At 56.6% G+C, this 15,305-nt stretch carries 14 protein-coding genes and 1 tRNA gene; 2 read left to right on the top strand and 13 right to left on the bottom strand.

Translation table 11 applies throughout. The annotated features are described in order from the left end of the window. Positions 1–191: 191 nt before the first annotated feature. From MWC30_RS19560 to MWC30_RS19530, 7 genes are all read right to left on the bottom strand, one after another. The gene (locus MWC30_RS19560) at positions 192–1,250 is read right to left on the bottom strand and encodes a thermonuclease family protein (RefSeq protein ID WP_244085889.1); all 1,059 of its coding nucleotides are present in this window, start codon (positions 1,248–1,250) and stop codon (positions 192–194) included. Continuing rightward, positions 1,247–1,891, bottom strand: a complete 645-nt coding sequence (locus tag MWC30_RS19555) for a DNA/RNA helicase domain-containing protein (RefSeq protein WP_244085888.1) — start codon at positions 1,889–1,891, stop codon at positions 1,247–1,249. The genes MWC30_RS19560 and MWC30_RS19555 overlap by 4 nt, the downstream gene beginning before the upstream one ends. A 93-nt stretch (positions 1,892–1,984) precedes the next feature. Continuing rightward, positions 1,985–2,605, bottom strand: coding sequence for a hypothetical protein (locus tag MWC30_RS19550; RefSeq protein ID WP_244085887.1), 621 nt, complete (start codon positions 2,603–2,605; stop codon positions 1,985–1,987). Continuing rightward, the gene (locus MWC30_RS19545) at positions 2,602–2,787 is read right to left on the bottom strand and encodes a hypothetical protein (protein ID WP_244085764.1); all 186 of its coding nucleotides are present in this window, start codon (positions 2,785–2,787) and stop codon (positions 2,602–2,604) included. Before MWC30_RS19545 ends, MWC30_RS19550 begins: the two co-directional genes overlap by 4 nt. A gap of 15 nt (positions 2,788–2,802) precedes the next feature. Then, positions 2,803–3,288, bottom strand: coding sequence for a hypothetical protein (locus tag MWC30_RS19540; RefSeq protein ID WP_244085886.1), 486 nt, complete (start codon positions 3,286–3,288; stop codon positions 2,803–2,805). Positions 3,289–3,631: 343 nt separating this feature from the next. Further along, entirely contained in the window at positions 3,632–4,936 is a 1,305-nt protein-coding gene (locus tag MWC30_RS19535; RefSeq protein WP_244085885.1) for a phage replisome organizer N-terminal domain-containing protein, read from the bottom strand. Positions 4,937–5,011: 75 nt separating this feature from the next. Further along, positions 5,012–5,584, bottom strand: coding sequence for an RNA polymerase sigma factor (locus tag MWC30_RS19530; RefSeq protein ID WP_244085884.1), 573 nt, complete (start codon positions 5,582–5,584; stop codon positions 5,012–5,014). A gap of 318 nt (positions 5,585–5,902) precedes the next feature. Between MWC30_RS19530 and MWC30_RS19525 the strand changes: the two genes are divergently transcribed. Beyond that, positions 5,903–6,124, top strand: a complete 222-nt coding sequence (locus tag MWC30_RS19525) for an AlpA family transcriptional regulator (RefSeq protein ID WP_244085883.1) — start codon at positions 5,903–5,905, stop codon at positions 6,122–6,124. A 197-nt stretch (positions 6,125–6,321) separates the two neighbouring features. Next, positions 6,322–7,455 (top strand): site-specific integrase, encoded by a 1,134-nt coding sequence (locus MWC30_RS19520; protein ID WP_244085882.1) that lies wholly within the window; start codon positions 6,322–6,324, stop codon positions 7,453–7,455. A gap of 15 nt (positions 7,456–7,470) precedes the next feature. Here MWC30_RS19520 and MWC30_RS19515 read toward each other — a convergent pair. From MWC30_RS19515 to MWC30_RS19490, 6 genes are all read right to left on the bottom strand, one after another. Then, a tRNA-Leu gene (locus MWC30_RS19515) sits at positions 7,471–7,557 on the bottom strand. Between the two features lie 203 nt (positions 7,558–7,760). Beyond that, the gene (locus tag MWC30_RS19510; protein WP_244085881.1) at positions 7,761–8,435 is read right to left on the bottom strand and encodes an alpha/beta fold hydrolase; all 675 of its coding nucleotides are present in this window, start codon (positions 8,433–8,435) and stop codon (positions 7,761–7,763) included. Continuing rightward, a complete protein-coding gene (locus MWC30_RS19505) occupies positions 8,432–8,971 on the bottom strand; it encodes a THUMP domain-containing protein (protein ID WP_244085880.1) in 540 nt (179 codons plus the stop codon). Before MWC30_RS19505 ends, MWC30_RS19510 begins: the two co-directional genes overlap by 4 nt. 270 nt (positions 8,972–9,241) lie before the next feature. Further along, positions 9,242–10,267, bottom strand: a complete 1,026-nt coding sequence (locus tag MWC30_RS19500) for an EVE domain-containing protein (RefSeq protein WP_244085879.1) — start codon at positions 10,265–10,267, stop codon at positions 9,242–9,244. A 265-nt stretch (positions 10,268–10,532) separates the two neighbouring features. Beyond that, positions 10,533–13,352, bottom strand: coding sequence for a response regulator (locus MWC30_RS19495; protein ID WP_244085878.1), 2,820 nt, complete (start codon positions 13,350–13,352; stop codon positions 10,533–10,535). A gap of 412 nt (positions 13,353–13,764) precedes the next feature. Then, complete coding sequence (locus tag MWC30_RS19490) at positions 13,765–15,273, bottom strand: succinate CoA transferase (protein WP_244085877.1); 1,509 nt, start codon at positions 15,271–15,273, stop codon at positions 13,765–13,767. Positions 15,274–15,305: the final 32 nt, after the last annotated feature.

Genomic DNA, 15,305 nt, shown 5'->3' with positions numbered 1-15,305 from the left:
CCACGATACATCTTGCCCCTTGACACCCCCCCGCGCCCATGCGACACTGCCCCTAACGACGACTTCCCCCAGACCCCGGCCTCTTTTCTGCCTTTCGAACCGGAACAGAGATGCTGGAAAGGAAGGGGTGAGCTGCAGCCGTTTCACCGGCAAACGAGGATCATCACTCCAAAAGGACGGAAATCGGATTTTTACCGCTTGCTTCTTCTCCACTCGGAAGGGGACATTTCCAATCCTCCTTCACGCCAGAACCCGGCTTTATTCTCGCGCGCTTTCCGGACCGCTTTGGAAAATCTCGGGGCGTACTTCACATTGGGTGGAAGGCTGTATTGCATGGCCAACCCTTGCTCGACCAACTCTTCGTTCAGCAAGCTGTCGTTCACCCACACATACCCCAACAGCCGTCCGTATCGGTCTCGTGGAACCATGTCCATTTCGATGGTCACTCTTTTGCCAAGGGCTCTCGATCTAACGAAGTCCCTGGCCCGAATCCCCCAGGGGGCCTGCTCTTTTTCCGGACAATCGATCCCGATGAGCCGCACTTTTTCGACCCTTACCCCCATCCTGACTGTCAGGGTGTCCCCGTCGTATGCAGAGAGGACGGTGGCTGAAAGTGATGCGTTCGGGTCATTCCGCACCGAACTTTCTTTGTCGGGCACACCCTGGGATGCAACTTCATTGCGCAGCGGAGCGCCGGCATCCCAGCCATCCAGGGAAATGGCCGGGGCCGCTGGTGGCTGCGGTGGAGGCTCTTTTTGAAAGAATTGCAGGAAGGGAGTCAGCTTCTTTCGGATCTGCTGTATCTCGTAGGGGGACATGAGGTCCGATCGCACCATGGACTGCACGTGTCTCGCCTGAAAGGCCGGAATGACGGCATAGAGCAGAAAGGCCACACTGAATGCCAGCACCCATTCCCCCGTGGTGCCGTTTCGAAGACGGCCGTAAAAGAGTGTCAGGCGCTTTCCCGTCGTTCCGTCCCAGAGCGGCACTCCCATGGGGTTGAAGGCATCCAGCCCCAGGTGAGCAACCAGGGCCGACAGAAAAAAAGGAAAGAGCGGTGTCCACCAGGCCGCCATCATCCCCAGTAGCCAGAGAATCAGGCTGTGGGAGATGGTGCGGTGAGGAATGACCCTCTTGCTGGCCCGTTCCACCAAATCCGGGGCCAGACTTCCCGCAACACAAGCCGGCAGGGGGTAGTCGCTTCCCAAAGCCAGAGCCACTCCACAGATGCCATGAGAAAGCCAGGTCATCCCTTTATCCTCGATTTCACTCCAATGAAGACATACCGAGCTGCAGCGGCGATGAAGAGCATCTCCTTGTAGCCGTACAGCGCGAGAAAAATGATGAATCCCGCCATGAGCAGGTACGTGCAGTCGAACGTCGTCTTGCCGCTGCCGAGAGTGACGAGTCTCGGAGACGGAAGGATGCCGATGACTTTCGTGTGAATCAGGTTGTAATCCATGGTCACCAGGATGATGGACCGGGACCTGGCGATGAGCTCTTTGACCGTGTCGAGCTTGGAGTCCGTGATCTTGTCGGCGTTGGTGATGATGAGGTAGTAGTGGGGCGGCAGAATCCGTTCGATGATGGCTTCCAGGCGTCGATCCGTGTTGGTGATTCGGGTGGGGAGCTGCTTCGTGTATTCCCGAAGCCACCGGGTGCGGGATTCGTTGGCATCCACGAAGACGCAGGGAAGATCGTCCCGCTCCAGGTTGTTTCGAAGCTGAGAAACGAACTTTGCCTTACCCGCTCCCGGTCCCCCTTCGACCACCACCACATCGCCGGGCTTTACCGTGAATGCGTCACGATGCTTCATGGCCCGGCGAATACACAGGCGAAGGGACCTGGATTTCTCACCTTGACGCTGGATGAAGGACCAAATCTTAACCATAGTGCAAATCGAAATCTCTACGATCCCTCATCCCCATAGTCAGTCTCATGGGAAAGGATGCAAAAGTGGGGATGATCCTAGAGGAGATTTCGGTCATATCCCCTGAAGGATCGCTTTCAGCTTTTCCCTGTGCTCACCGTCTACAAGCGACAGAACGGATTCCAAACCTGCCTGCAGTTCCGGCCGTTTGGATTCAAGCCCCTGGATGCGGGTTTTGATCTCTATGGTTTTGGAAATGGCCGCTTTGGTGTCTTCCAGACCGGCCTCCACCCGCTTCTGGATCCAGTCCAGCTCGTTCCTGAGATCCCGGAGGATGGTCTCTTCCCTTGTGATCCAGGAGCGGAGGGCCTGGTATTTGGCGATGGCCGCGGCCGCTTCGGTCCTCATGGAACGAAGCGTGGCGAAGTACTTGACCCGACTGTCCAGGGCTTCCTTGGGGCAAATGAGGGGAAGAGTCGCCGAAATGGTGAAGTCGAAAGTCGACCTGGCCTGGTTTCCGGAGCTTTCGAGAGCGGCATCGTCTTCGGAAAGCAGGGCCGTCTGCCCATATCGTCCCCGAGTCGTGGCTTTCACGCTGATCTGGTTATACCAGCGACTCTGGGCCTCGAACTGCTGCAGTTCCGGGGAATGGTCCACGATGTACTGCACCGGGTCCATCCCCCACGCCGGCACACTCAGGCATGCAAGCCAAAAGGCAACGAGAAATTTTTTCATGGCTGCTCCTCGGGTCGAATGTCGATGAGTACGAGTTGGGTCTGTAGAGCGATCAGGCGGTTGAGGGACGCTTCATGTTCGGGGGTGTTCACCGTGAAGGAGAGCACCACCTTGGCCGTACGTTCTCCGTTGGTTTGAGTCGACTGGACCTGTTTGATTTCCGCCAGCAGGTTTTGAATCATGAGCTTTCTCCTTTTTCACCCACGAGGGGCATTCCAGTCTCTTCCGGCAGTACGTGTTGCAGAAGGACACGTAAGCGATGTCCCCGTCGGGGCATGGGATTTTAGTTTTCCTTGCCATTGGCGCTCCTCGATGAACCAATGCCCGAGATTCACTGCATCGGCGATGTTGTGATCGGTTACCTTCCGTTGAAGGATGTCGGACGCTTTCATGCGACTGAGCCCCTTCAGCCGATCCCGGCCCAGGGAGGAAGCCCCGAGAGACCTCTGCCAGGTGCCGGGCTGGACCACGTGGGCGGCTTTCCCCAGCACTTTCCACTGGGCCTGGATTTCCCCCCGGGCGACGATCAGCGTGAGCAGGGACGGCCATCGCTTGATCGCTTCCCGAGGCGGCAGGTTGGCCGGCAGGTACTGGCCTTCGATGACGAGAAGGTCCGAGTGCCTGGCCAGGCAGGCGACCTGCCTCAGCCAGAGCCCACCGGGCTCGACCGCGACTTTTCCCACCCAGAGAACTTCTCGTCCGACGAAAAGAGCAAATGACGGCGTGTTTGAATCGGGGTCACATGAGCAAATCGTTTCATCTGCAAAATGCCGTACGCGGCTTTGCATCGAGTCCTCCCGCAGGTGGTGCGCCACTGTGCAAGATTCTGGTTACAGATCGGGCAGGTATTCCCGTTTTTCGGCATGACGTCCAAAGGGCTCCCCGTATTTCCGCCGAGTGCACCGGTGGCACCGGACCTGCTGCATGGCGTTGGTGAGAAAGGTCGTGCGGCAGGAAAAATTCCTGCACCGGCGGGCATACCACCTTCCGGCGGCTCTCCGGTTGAGAGCTTCCGCACGACAGGCTTCACACACGTAGTAGGTTTTGCGCGCTTCGAGGCGGGTCCCGTGTACCGGGCACCGCTGGGGCGGCAGGTTCTCCGGGAGCAGCTTCGACGCATGCGCCACCCTCTGCTTGCGGTCTTTTTTCTTGCGGAAAAGCGACATGATTTTCCTCCAGGTACTTGATGGCCAAAGCTTCCAGGGTCTCGGGCCTGAACGAATGGATTCTCACGAGCGGGTTCTTCCGCTTCACTTCTTCGACGATCCGCTGACGTTCTTCGGAGTGAAGGGAGGCGAAACGTTCCGACGCCTGCCGGTAACGCTCTTCGGCTTCCCGTTCTTCCCTCTCCCGCGCTTCCAGCGCTTTTCTCACCTCCTTTTCGCGTTCTTCCTGTGCGGCCAGGTCTTCCACCATGCTTTTTCCCCAGTCGCGGTTCAGGGACTGCCCCAGGTATGCCCGGTAATCCTGCTTCGCATGGCTGTTGGCGTAGAGAATATTTCTGCGAACGTAGGCCTGGCCTTTGTCTTCGAGGAAATCCCGGACCTTTTCCCGCAGATATTCCGTCCGGTGGCTCGGTGGAATCAGCTCCAGGAGCTGACTCAGCGAATCGTCCGGTGCAGGCGGCGTTTTGTCTTTTTCCCCCAAAGAAACGACGACAACGGATGCGAACGGGTCGGGCGGAGTGACCGGTGCCTTGCAAGCACTCTGTTTGTAGTAGTCGTTTTCTGTATTCTGTAGTCTGTATTCTGGGGGTGTTTCCGGAACGGGTGGGAAACGTTTCTGAAACGTTTCATCGATCCCTTGAGCAACACCTCCCGAGTCCTTCTCCTCTGTGCCGGAATCCTCATCGTTCGAGGCGGGATGAGGCTTTGTAGCCGGCATTTCCACGGCGTTTCGTTGTTTCTCCCGGTGCCGCCGCACCCGTTCAGTGGATGATTTGCCTTCGAATTGCCGCTTGTCCCACTTGGCGATTCTGAAAATCGCGCCTTCTTGAAACAGCATGCCGTAACATTGAAACGTTTCAATCGCCCGTGTAACGTCTTCGACCGGTACCGCCGCCTCGTCGGCGATGTCCGAAATTTCCGCCGGCAATGTTTCAGCCAGGAGGAGGTACCCCGGCCGTGGAGAGCGCCGTGCAATGCACAGGCAGGCAATCCAGGTCCAGCGATGTTCTGCGGGAAGGCGCCTCAATTTGGGATCGCGCGTGATTTCCGTGTAGAGCCGTAACCATTCCATGGGGAGACCTTCCGGGTAGAAGGGACGAAGCTCCGCCGTACTCGGGGCGCTGCGCCCCTCCATAACAAGCGATTCCGAAAGAGTTCGATTCACTGCCTCACATGGCTTCTTTTCGATCTCTTCACTCTTCAGTCATCGATACGGAGAACACATTGAAAGTGTCCTGATTCAACCCAGGTAATCTTGAAGACCGGCTTGCTCGAAACGATCCCGGATCCGCTTGATTTCTCGATACAAGGTATTGGGGGAGATTTTCAGGAGCCTGCTCACTTCTCTTGCACTCAATCCCAGCTTTCCCAAAGCATGGCAAATTTGTCGCTGACGCGGGTTCAATTGCTGAACCACCCGATTCAGGTCGAGCTTTAGATGAAAGGCACCCGTGAAATCGGTGGAGAAGGTGTAGTTTTCCCGACTATCCTGGAGAAAAGGGAGCGTGAAATCGCCCTCGCAGGAAGGTAAATCGCGACTGAAACAAGAGACTCTTCTTTTGTCCGCATCCATTTCCCGAACGATATCCATGAGTCTGTTTTGAACGACTCGAATCATGAACCCCCTCCGGGACACCTCTCTGAGGGGGTTATAAGATTTTCTGTTGATATACCAATGGATCAAACACTCCTGCAGCAGATCGTCTTCACCCTCCTTTTGCAGACATACCCACTTGCGACGGAACCTCCGAATCCGGTTCCTGACCAATTCCACTTCCCATTCCTCGAAAAAATCCCCGTATTGGCAACTCATGAGAAACCTCCAGATCGCTCTTGGAGGTGTCCCGGAGAGTGAGGACGAGTCTATGGGGGACCGAAGCTGATGGAAATCACGGAGGGGTCACGGAGGGTGGAGATCGTGTGGAAATATCGGGACGGTTTTGGACGCCGTTTCGTAGATATCGAGTGAAAGCGTTTGTGCTGTAGATGATTCAGGAAGGGCTGAAGCGAGGAAAAACAAGGCAGGTAAAAGCGAGGAAGTTTACGGAAGGATTTGTAAGGCTTGTTTATACCATTTGCTTGAAGCGGGTCGGAAAACTGAAAGACCTGGATGGAACAAGGAGAGGCATGCATGGGAGCGTTTGAGCGAAAATACCTGTCCCCCAAAGAAATTTCCGAAAAGTTCGGCATCCCCGAAGGGACCCTTACCCAGTGGCGCCACCTCGGCAAGGGACCCGCTTACTTCAAACTGGGCCGGAAGGTGCGTTACGCCCTGGATGATTTCGAGGAGTGGTTGAAGCATCAGAGGATTCTGACAAGCGATGCTCTTGAACTGTCCTCTCGATCCCGTTGATGCTTCCCCTTCAAGGTCCTGAAAACTCATGAATGAAGAAGGTTCAGTTGACATCGCTCTCAGCAGAGAGATAATGACCCCTGAGGATGTAGCCCTGTTTCTGAAAAAGAGCTTGAGTTGGGTCTACAAGCACTGGCAGGAGTTGGGCGGTGTGAAGCTTGGGGGTTCTCTTATGTTTCCCTCGAAGGAGGACCTCTATGTCGGTTTATTCGGTAAAAGGGAGGGGGTGGAGATACGACTTCACCCTGAGAGGCGAGAGACACACGGAAGCCTGGTTCAAAACGAAGAAAGAAGCCGTGCAAGCCGAGGCAAAAAGAAGGCAGGAACTGGAAAACCCAAAACCTGTGGAGCAGCAAATGACTCTCCAAACGGTGACGGAAATTCCAATCGGCATAAGCTTTTTGGAACTGGTCAATCGGCGTCTTGATTTCGTAAAGGCGTACAAATCCGAAGAACACTACAAAACGAACGTTTATCTGGCGCGAAGATGGGTCCGTAGGTGGGGAGAAATGGGTTGCCGAGCGATTACCTCAGATATGATTCAGCAGTTTCTGATAGAACGCCGCAGAGTTTCTCCTTATACCGCGAACAAGGATCTCCGCCACCTACGTGCTACTTTCAACTATGGCAAGAAAAAAAAGATCATCGACGACAACCCGTCCGATGGCATCGAATTCTTTCCCGTTGAAAGGAAGATCAAGCATGTACCTCGAGCAGAAGAAATCGAAAAGGTGATATCATTCGCAGAACCGGACACTCAGGATTATCTTCGAACGATCAACGATACTATGGCCCGTGTCGGGGAAATCAATCGACTCACTTGGGATGACGTGAACCTTGAAGAGCGATATATCGTTTTGTACACGCGCAAAAAGAGAGGTGGTCACCTGACACCACGAAAGGTCCCGATGACGCAGCGCCTATATGAGATACTGAAGCGGCGCCAATCCTCCAGGGACAAGAGTCATCCGTGGGTCTTCTGTAATCGCTACGTGGACCAGAAAACAGGTAAGCAGATAGTCGGTCAATTCCAGTATCGAAAGACCATCATCAAGACTCTCTGCAAGAAGGCCGGCGTCGAAAATTTCACATATCACGCACTACGACACTCCGGCGCTTCTATAATGGATAACAACAGCGTGCCGATTGGCGCAATTCAGAAGATTCTAGGGCATGAGAACCGTACCACAACCGAGATCTACCTTCATAGTATTGGCCGCACCGAACAAGAAGCCATCTCGGTTTTTGAGCGTGCCACACAAAACTCTCACACGGATTCTCACACAGCGGAAAAAACAATGGGCCATCCACACACGGCCCACTTGAACTAACCTACTGATTTTATTTGGTGCCTGGGACGAGACTCGAACTCGTACAGCCTTGCGACCGAGGGATTTTAAGTCCCTTGTGTCTACCGATTCCACCACCCAGGCATTTGATTTGACTGATTATAAGGAACTTCTACTCACGGTGGCACGTTCATGCAGCAAAGCCAGGATGGCCCTGCATCGGACTCAAAATTCAAGTAAACCTCGAGACGACCGCCTTGCTTTCCTACCATTTTTAATGATCCGGTGTCAAAATAAAACCCCTCAGTTCCCTCGATGATCGATCGGCTCACGCAATTCCGGTGCGTTCATGCTTCAATCCATCGGAGCATCCTTTCCAGGATGATCCCGTGAATGGCTTCCGGACCCATCCCGGCAGATTTGGGAACATTGAAGGAATGGTCTCCGCCCTCGATGATCTCCAATTTCCAGGAGGACTTCAAGGACGGGAGGACTTTCTTCAGCAGGTCCAGGTCGCAGAGAGGATCTCTTGTCCCGGCAAAGAACAGCATGGGAATGGCGATGTCGTACAGATGCCCGTCCCTCAGCTTGTCTTTCTGCCCAGCGGGATGGAGCGGGTAGCCCAGGAAAATCAGCCGATCCGCCGGCAGCTTTCCCTCCGCCGCCATTTGGGACACAATTCTTCCGCCCATGGATTTTCCAGCGGCAACGATCCGATGGACCGGAGTTTCTCGGTGCTCGGCAAGGAAGCGATAAGCTCCTTCCCAAGCGCTGTAGAGCAAGTCCTGTTTGTCCGGAGCCTTCTTCCCCTTGTCTCGATAGAGGAAGTTGAAGCGCAGTGCCGTATAGCCTGCATGGGCCAGCCCGTTGCCAAGAAATTCCATCATGGGATGGGTCATGTCATTTCCCGCGCCATGCGCCAGAATGACCCCCGTTCCATTGGGGGCAGTCTCGGGAAGGGTGAGGATTCCGCTGACCGTCTCGGCTCTGCCGATAGGAATGGTAACGTTCACGGTTTTCATGTCAGCCTCAGGAATAGGTATTTTTTCAAATCGTCACGGGTCCAGAGGGATACTCCGGCTTGCTGTCCAAGGGTTTCAACGGCCACAATGGCATCGGGGTCCTCGAAATTGATGCGGCCGGGCATGCCAATGTCTTCCAGGGCCTTGAGGAGGACCTCATCGAGCATCTTCTCTTCCTCGACCGTTGAAATTTTCCCCTTGAAGCCGCGCCGATGCATCCTGACATGAAAGCTCTTTCCGCCCAGTTTCTCCACGAAGCTCAGAACGGATTCTCGAGCTTTCCTTTCAAATTCTTCCTGCGTCTGAAAGCTGAAGGTCTCCGTCACGGGAATGAGACGCGCCAGGAAATTGAGGGTTCCCGGCTCAGCCGTAATTTTTTCGTTCAACCGTTGCAGCAACTCTTCCACGTCAGGGCATTGCAGGATCAGCACGTTGAAGAACTCCGTGCGCTCGACGGGGCCAAATTCACTCAGCAAATTTCGGACCCAGCCGTAGGCCTTTTCATGAACCGTGATAAGAACATTCCAGTCCCGCATGGCGCCCCCCTCTATGTTGACATTGAACATAAGCAAACATGGGCACCGTCCGAAGCGCACACCCATCCTTCGTCATTGCTGCCCAACACCTTGCACCGAAAGGCAGGACCCGGCAGCGCAGTTCGAAACCCCTATCTACCTGACTTCAGCCGGCAATACTCTTGATTTAAACCGCGATCGTCATTCCGGCGAAAGCCCGAGGACGGGAAAAATTCAGACATGTTGGACCCCGGTTTTCACCCGGGTGACGTTAAGTCAGCCACATTGCCTTCAGCCGGCCTGCCTTGCCTTCAGCTCTTCCAGCACCTTTGCGGCGTGCCCGGCGGCCTTGGCGACTTTGGGCCAGCTCTGGACAATCCTGCCATCCGGCCCCACCAGGAAGGTGCTTCTCACCACTCCCCAGGATTCCTTTCCGTACATCTTTTTGAGCTGCCAGGCGCCGTAGGATTCCAGGACTTTTTTATCGGGATCGGACAGTAGAAGGATCTTCAATCCCTGCTTTTCCACGAACTTCTGGTGGGACTCAACGGAATCCTTGCTGACGCCCAGCACGACGGTCTGGAGGCGCTCGAGCTCCGGCTGAAGCTCTGTAAACTCCAGGGCCTCCGTCGTGCAGCCCGACGTATTGTCCTTGGGGTAAAAATAGAGCACCACGTACTTCCCTCTGTAATCCGAAAGGCGGACGTCCTTTCCCTCGGAAGACGCCAGGCTGAAATCGGGAGCAGGGTCGCCATTTTTCAAGAGCGCATCGGCTGCCATCGTGTTCTCCTTTTGCAAGGGCTGTTTTTCCACGACCGGCATCCCCCCGGTCATGGCAGGGTTTTCCTTCAGGTGCGCCAGTTCGAGCACCCGTTCATACTCTGAGGCAGTCACCGGCTGGACAGAAAGACGACTGCCCTTCCGCAGGAGCACCATCTCTTCCAGGCCGCCCGTCTCTTTGAGCACCTTCAGGGGGAGGGGCTCAGGAAAAACCGCTTCGAGCTGGATGTCCACCATGTACCACACCGGATTTTCGGGCGTGCTGCGGGGATCGAAGTGCCGGTTGCCGGGCTCCCATGCGGTGTGATCGGGATAGCCTTCTCGAACCACGCGCGCCGTCCCCATAATGGCGGGATGGGCCTGGCTGTGGTAAAAGAGCACACCGTCCCCGACCTTCATGTCATCCCGCATGAAATTCCTGGCCTGATAGTTTCTGACTCCATCCCAGCAGGTGGTCTGATGGGGACTCCCGGCGAGATCCTCAATGGAAAATGCATCCGGATCGGATTTCAGCAGCCAGTATCGTTTTTCAGCCATGGACTTCCTCTCCCTCCGGGCGCACCCAATTGGCGATTGTGTGTAACAGCGTCGGGTTGTCATACTCGATGAAGTATAGAATTCTCGATTTGATGGTTCCCTGTTCTTTTGTGGCTCCGTGTTTTTTGTAGGAGCGGCATCCTGCCGCGACAGTGAGCAGTCGCGGCAGGATGCCGCTCCTACAAAAAAGAGGTTTTTAATCCTCAATGCGTATAACACTCAAACGCGTATGATGCTCAGCCTTTAGGACGACAAACAGCGCTCGTCAACAGCCGGGCCGAGGCAGCCAGTGAGCGAGAGTTTCCCTCAGATTCTGGAGCGTGAAAGGCTTGGCGATGTAATCATCCATTCCGCATTCGAGGCACCGTTCGCGATCCCCGTGCATGGCGTTGGCCGTCAGGGCGACGATGGGAATTTTGCGGCTCCCGGCCTGACCTTCACGCCGCCGAATGGCGCGTGTGGCGGCATAACCGTCCATTTCGGGCATCTGGCAGTCCATCAAGATGAGATCATAAGGGTTTTGTTCCAACATCTCCAGGCAGATACGGCCATTGGACGCCACCGCCGCCTCGTAGCCCAGGATGGTCAGCATTTCCTGCCCCAGCCTCTGGTTGATGGGATTGTCTTCCACCAGCAGCACACGCGGATGCGGAAGCCCCTGCTCTGCCTGTCCCGAAGCTCCCGACATGGTGCGGGCATCGGCAGCCGCCTCTCTCACCTCTTGCCTCGCATGAACGAGAGTTTCATAGAGCTGCGCCCGCCTCACCGGCTGAGGAAGGACGGCATCCACATGAGGATCCTGTTTGAGGAGATCCTCCGATTCGATGGAAGCCAGGATCACCGTGAAGGGGCACTTTTCCCCCCATTGCGACTGGATCCGCCTCGCCAGGGCCAATTCTTCGTCCCCGTTCCCCCGGGTATCCATCAGGACCACGTCGAAAGGGTCCTTTGATTCCAGCCCCGCCGCTACTATTTTTTCCGCTGCCCCCGGGTCTTCCGCAGTTTGGAGGCGCACTCCCCACGATTCCATATAGCGGGACAGGTTGGATCGGGTCGTTTTTCGGGCGGCCACAAGAAGGAGGTGCAGTTCATAAAGGACGCCGGGAGTCTCTGAAACCTGCACGCTGGGAAAGGCAAAGCCGATGCGGAACCAGAAAGTCGACCCTCGACCCGGCTCACTCGCCACCCCCATCTCCCCGCCCATCAATTCCACCAGCTGACGCGAAATGGCCAGGCCCAGGCCGGTACCGCCGTATTGCCGGGTTGTCGAGGGGTCTGCCTGGATAAAGGGATCGAAGATCTCCTGCACCGCCTCGGGAGCAATGCCGATTCCCGTGTCACGGACTTCAAAGCGGACAAAAGCCTCACTTTCCTTCTGGGAGTCCAGCGTCACCTGAACGGACACCTCACCTGAATGAGTAAACTTCACGGCATTTCCCACCAGGTTGACCAGAACCTGGCGCAGCCTCGCGGCATCCCCCCGCAGATTGTCGGGCACTTCACCGTCAATGAAGCAGGCCAGCTCCAGTTCCTTGACGGCAGCTTGCCGAGCCAGCAGGGCGACACTGTCTTCCACGACTTCCGACAACCGGAAGCTCTTCTCTTCCAGGTGGAGCCTGCCCGCTTCGATCCTGGAAAAATCCAGAATGTCGTCGATGATGTTCAGCAGCATTTCCGCCGAGCTGTGAGCCACATCCACATAGTTCATTTCTCTTTCCGGAAGCTCCCCATTGCGGAGAAGCGACAGAATGCCCAGAACGCCGTGGAGGGGCGTCCGAATTTCATGGCTCATGTTGGCCAGGAAGCGCGCCTTGGCTGCAGCCGCGGCCTCAGCGGCCATACGGGCCTGCTCCAGGGCTTCGTAGCTGCGTTTGCGCTCCAGAGCATTGACGAACATGTCTGCGATGACATTCAGCAGCGCTTCGGTCTCTTCGCCCCAAATGTTTTCCTGACGGAAGCTCTCGAAGCCCAGGAATCCCGTGAGCACCCCTGAGGCCACCAGGGGAACCAGCGCCAGGGACTGGACGGGCTGAGGGTGGAACGACTCGTATTCTTCCAGCACTTTCGGGGGCAAGTCCTTCATCCTGGCCACACGCACCCGCTCCAGCTTCTCCAGGCGCCCCATCCACCAGGGAAACCGGTTGGCATCGATCTCCAGAAGGGGCTCGGGAGTGGGCCCCACCCCTTCGACCGACCACGCGTGAGTGTTCCGATAGACGGACCGGTCCGGGGAAAGAAGGAACACATACCCTCGATCCGCACCGGCGAACGCTCCCAATTGCTCGAGCGCCCGGTTGATCCCCCCATCGATTTCTTCAACGGGAAGGTTGATGAATCCCGTAGAAATGGCCGTGAGCTGCTCTTCGAGCTCCAACCGATATTTCAGTACGGAATCCGCCCGGGCGCGCAGAGCGATCTCCTGGGTGAGGCTCGCGTTGAGGGCTTCAGCCTGCCGCTTTTCGCTCGCCAGGCGCCCGGCCAGCTCCCCCTTGTCCAGGGTCAGATTCACGGAATCCCGTATGAAACGATTCTGGCGGCGGCCCGCATGGAAGAGGAACACCATGTAGAGGACCATCATCACAGCCCCCATCACATGGATCGTATCGCCGTAATGGAAGAAGACCACGGTCACGGGCACGGTAGCGTTCAGCAGGTAGAGGAGGTAGCACGGGAAGACGGCGGAGAGCGTGGTCATGGCTGCCGCAGCCATGCCGCCCAGCACAAATGTCGTGAAAATCTGGTGGGGGAGCGACGACGCGGGAACGAGCAGGATACCCGCCAGCCCCCAGCCGACAGCCGTGATCGTGGAACCGACCGTGAAATATAATCCCCAACGCCTCAATTGGGGCATTTTCGGTGCAATGGCATGGTAGCGCCGGATGAGCACCCATCGCCCCATGAGGATGGCGAAAACGCAGGCCAGCCAGCCCACGAGGGTGGAATGGGGAACATGATCCCACTGGACGAGGGACAGGAGAACCGCATTGATCAGTGAGACGAGGATTCCGAGATGGGCATCGGAGAAAAGGAGCTCGATCTGAGCGGCATGGATTTCCTCCTGCTTCTGCATGGGCTGGTCTTCCACGGATATGCGCTCCCTGTGACAAGAAATGGATGTCCGTCCTGCCAGTCCGTTCCCCATTCCAGCGCACTTCAGGCGGAAATGAAGACGGGCGTGCGCACCGGAGGATGCTGATCGATTGCCTCTTTCCTAAGCTCCCATGAGCCCTGTACGAAATTTCTGCCTGGAAATGAGCCGGTCCGAGACCGTAGCGAGTGGATGACTGTTCCGAGGTCGCCGGGTAATTGTCTTTATATATGAGCAATATAAAAGCGGATGTCAAACAATATGCGGCTAAAGGTGAAAAAAACAGAAGCATTTCGTATTACAATGCTTACAACCCCTTGAGGACGGCATGCCCCCGGCACGAAGCACCCTCAAGCCCTTGCGGGATGGAGGGTGCTGAAAGTGCCGGCACGTCCCCTGTTTCACGCCGTCAGGCGACTCCGGAAAGGTCCAAATCCGGCAGCATGGCGCCATGCTTCAGAAGGTTGCGGTGCAATTCGAAGGCCGTGCGGAGATCATGGCGAATGTGGCCGACCCGCGCACGCTCGACATAACGATGGAGATAGTCCCGGTAAGCGGGATGGGCGCAGTTTTCAATGATGGTCTGCGCCCGCTGCATGGGTCCCAACCCTCTCAAATCCGCCAACCCCTGATCCGTGGCGATGATCTGGACGGAATGCTCGTTGTTGTCGATGTGAGGGCACATGGGAACGACTGCGGAAATCTTCCCCCCCTTGGCGATGGACGGGCACATGAAAATGGAGAGATAGCTGTTGCGCGTGAATTCTCCACTTCCCCCAATGCCGTTCATGATGTCCATTCCGTAGACGTGCGAGGAATTCACATTGCCGTAGATGTCCACTTCCAGGGCCGTGTTCATGGAGATGACCCCCAGGCGCCGCACGGCGCCGGGGTGGTTGGAAAGCTCCTGGGGCCGCAGCACGATACGGGGAACAAAAAAGTCCATATTGTCATAAATCTGCATCAAAACTTCAGGAGTCACCGTGAGGCTGGTGGTGCTGGCGCCGAGCAGCTTCCCCTGCTCCATGAGACCCACCAGCGAATCCTGGTACACCTCCGTGTACATGCTGAAGGGAGGAATCTCGGGACTGCTCCCCAGCGCGGCCATGACGCCGTTGGCCACGTTCCCCACCCCCGCCTGCAGGGGAAGGAATTCTGCGGGAATCCGTCCCTTGTGCATCTCCCTCAGCAGGAAGTCCAGGACGTGCTGGGCGATCCTTTCGCTGCGGGCGTCCACCGCCGCAAAGCTCGGCACCCGATCGGGCTCATCGGTCTCGATGATGCCGATGACCTTTTTCGGATCCACGATGGCGTAGGGATAACCGATCTTGGTCAGAGGGTCGTTCAGCCGGATGGGGGTGCGATGGGGAACGGGAGGCAGCAGAAGGATGTCGGACATCTCCCGCAGGCGACGGGAATGGTAGCGGTTCACCTCCAGGATGACCCGATCCGCAACCCTCAGGTAGGTGGGGGAAGCCCCAATGGAAGACGTGAGATAGACTCGCCCGTCGGGGGTGACTTCCGTGGCTTCCACCACGGCAAAATCCAGTTTGCCTTGGAATCCGGCCAGCACCGTCTGAGGGAGATGCGAAAGGTGCATGTCCACATATTCGACTTCCTGCCGGTTGATCTGCCCTCGCAGCTTGGGACCGCTCTGGTAGGGCGCCCTGTAGGACATGGCCTCGGCTTCCGCCAGGGGCTCGTCGATGCTTTCGCCGCTGGAGGCGCCCGTCAATACGCGAATCTTGAAGGGCTCCCCGCGCCCATGCAACGCGTGGGCCTTGGCGGCAATGGCTCGCGGCACGGCCTTCGCCGCACCGGAATTGGTGAAGCCGCTGAAAGCCACGGTGGCCCCGTTGAATATCTCCACCACGGCCTCTTCGGGACTCAGCTTAGGAAATGCTTTTACAATGGACATGATGATTCTCCTCGGTCACAGGCACCCTGCAG

Source organism: Desulforhabdus sp. TSK (assembly GCF_022836495.1).
Taxonomy (GTDB): Bacteria; Desulfobacterota; Syntrophobacteria; order Syntrophobacterales; family Syntrophobacteraceae; genus Desulforhabdus.
The sequence above is the reverse complement of the archived record's forward strand: the minus strand, read 5'-3'. Positions and strand labels throughout refer to the sequence as shown.

Coding starts and splice junctions, on each gene's coding strand:
- MWC30_RS19505 (WP_244085880.1), bottom strand. CDS start 8,971: ATGCGGGACTGGAATGTTCTTATCACGGTTCATGAAAAGGCCTACGGC.
- MWC30_RS19545 (WP_244085764.1), bottom strand. CDS start 2,787: ATGATTCAAAACCTGCTGGCGGAAATCAAACAGGTCCAGTCGACTCAA.
- MWC30_RS19530 (WP_244085884.1), bottom strand. CDS start 5,584: ATGAGTTGCCAATACGGGGATTTTTTCGAGGAATGGGAAGTGGAATTG.
- MWC30_RS19525 (WP_244085883.1), top strand. CDS start 5,903: ATGGGAGCGTTTGAGCGAAAATACCTGTCCCCCAAAGAAATTTCCGAA.
- MWC30_RS19520 (WP_244085882.1), top strand. CDS start 6,322: ATGTCGGTTTATTCGGTAAAAGGGAGGGGGTGGAGATACGACTTCACC.
- MWC30_RS19490 (WP_244085877.1), bottom strand. CDS start 15,273: ATGTCCATTGTAAAAGCATTTCCTAAGCTGAGTCCCGAAGAGGCCGTG.
- MWC30_RS19500 (WP_244085879.1), bottom strand. CDS start 10,267: ATGGCTGAAAAACGATACTGGCTGCTGAAATCCGATCCGGATGCATTT.
- MWC30_RS19555 (WP_244085888.1), bottom strand. CDS start 1,891: ATGGTTAAGATTTGGTCCTTCATCCAGCGTCAAGGTGAGAAATCCAGG.
- MWC30_RS19510 (WP_244085881.1), bottom strand. CDS start 8,435: ATGAAAACCGTGAACGTTACCATTCCTATCGGCAGAGCCGAGACGGTC.
- MWC30_RS19560 (WP_244085889.1), bottom strand. CDS start 1,250: ATGACCTGGCTTTCTCATGGCATCTGTGGAGTGGCTCTGGCTTTGGGA.
- MWC30_RS19550 (WP_244085887.1), bottom strand. CDS start 2,605: ATGAAAAAATTTCTCGTTGCCTTTTGGCTTGCATGCCTGAGTGTGCCG.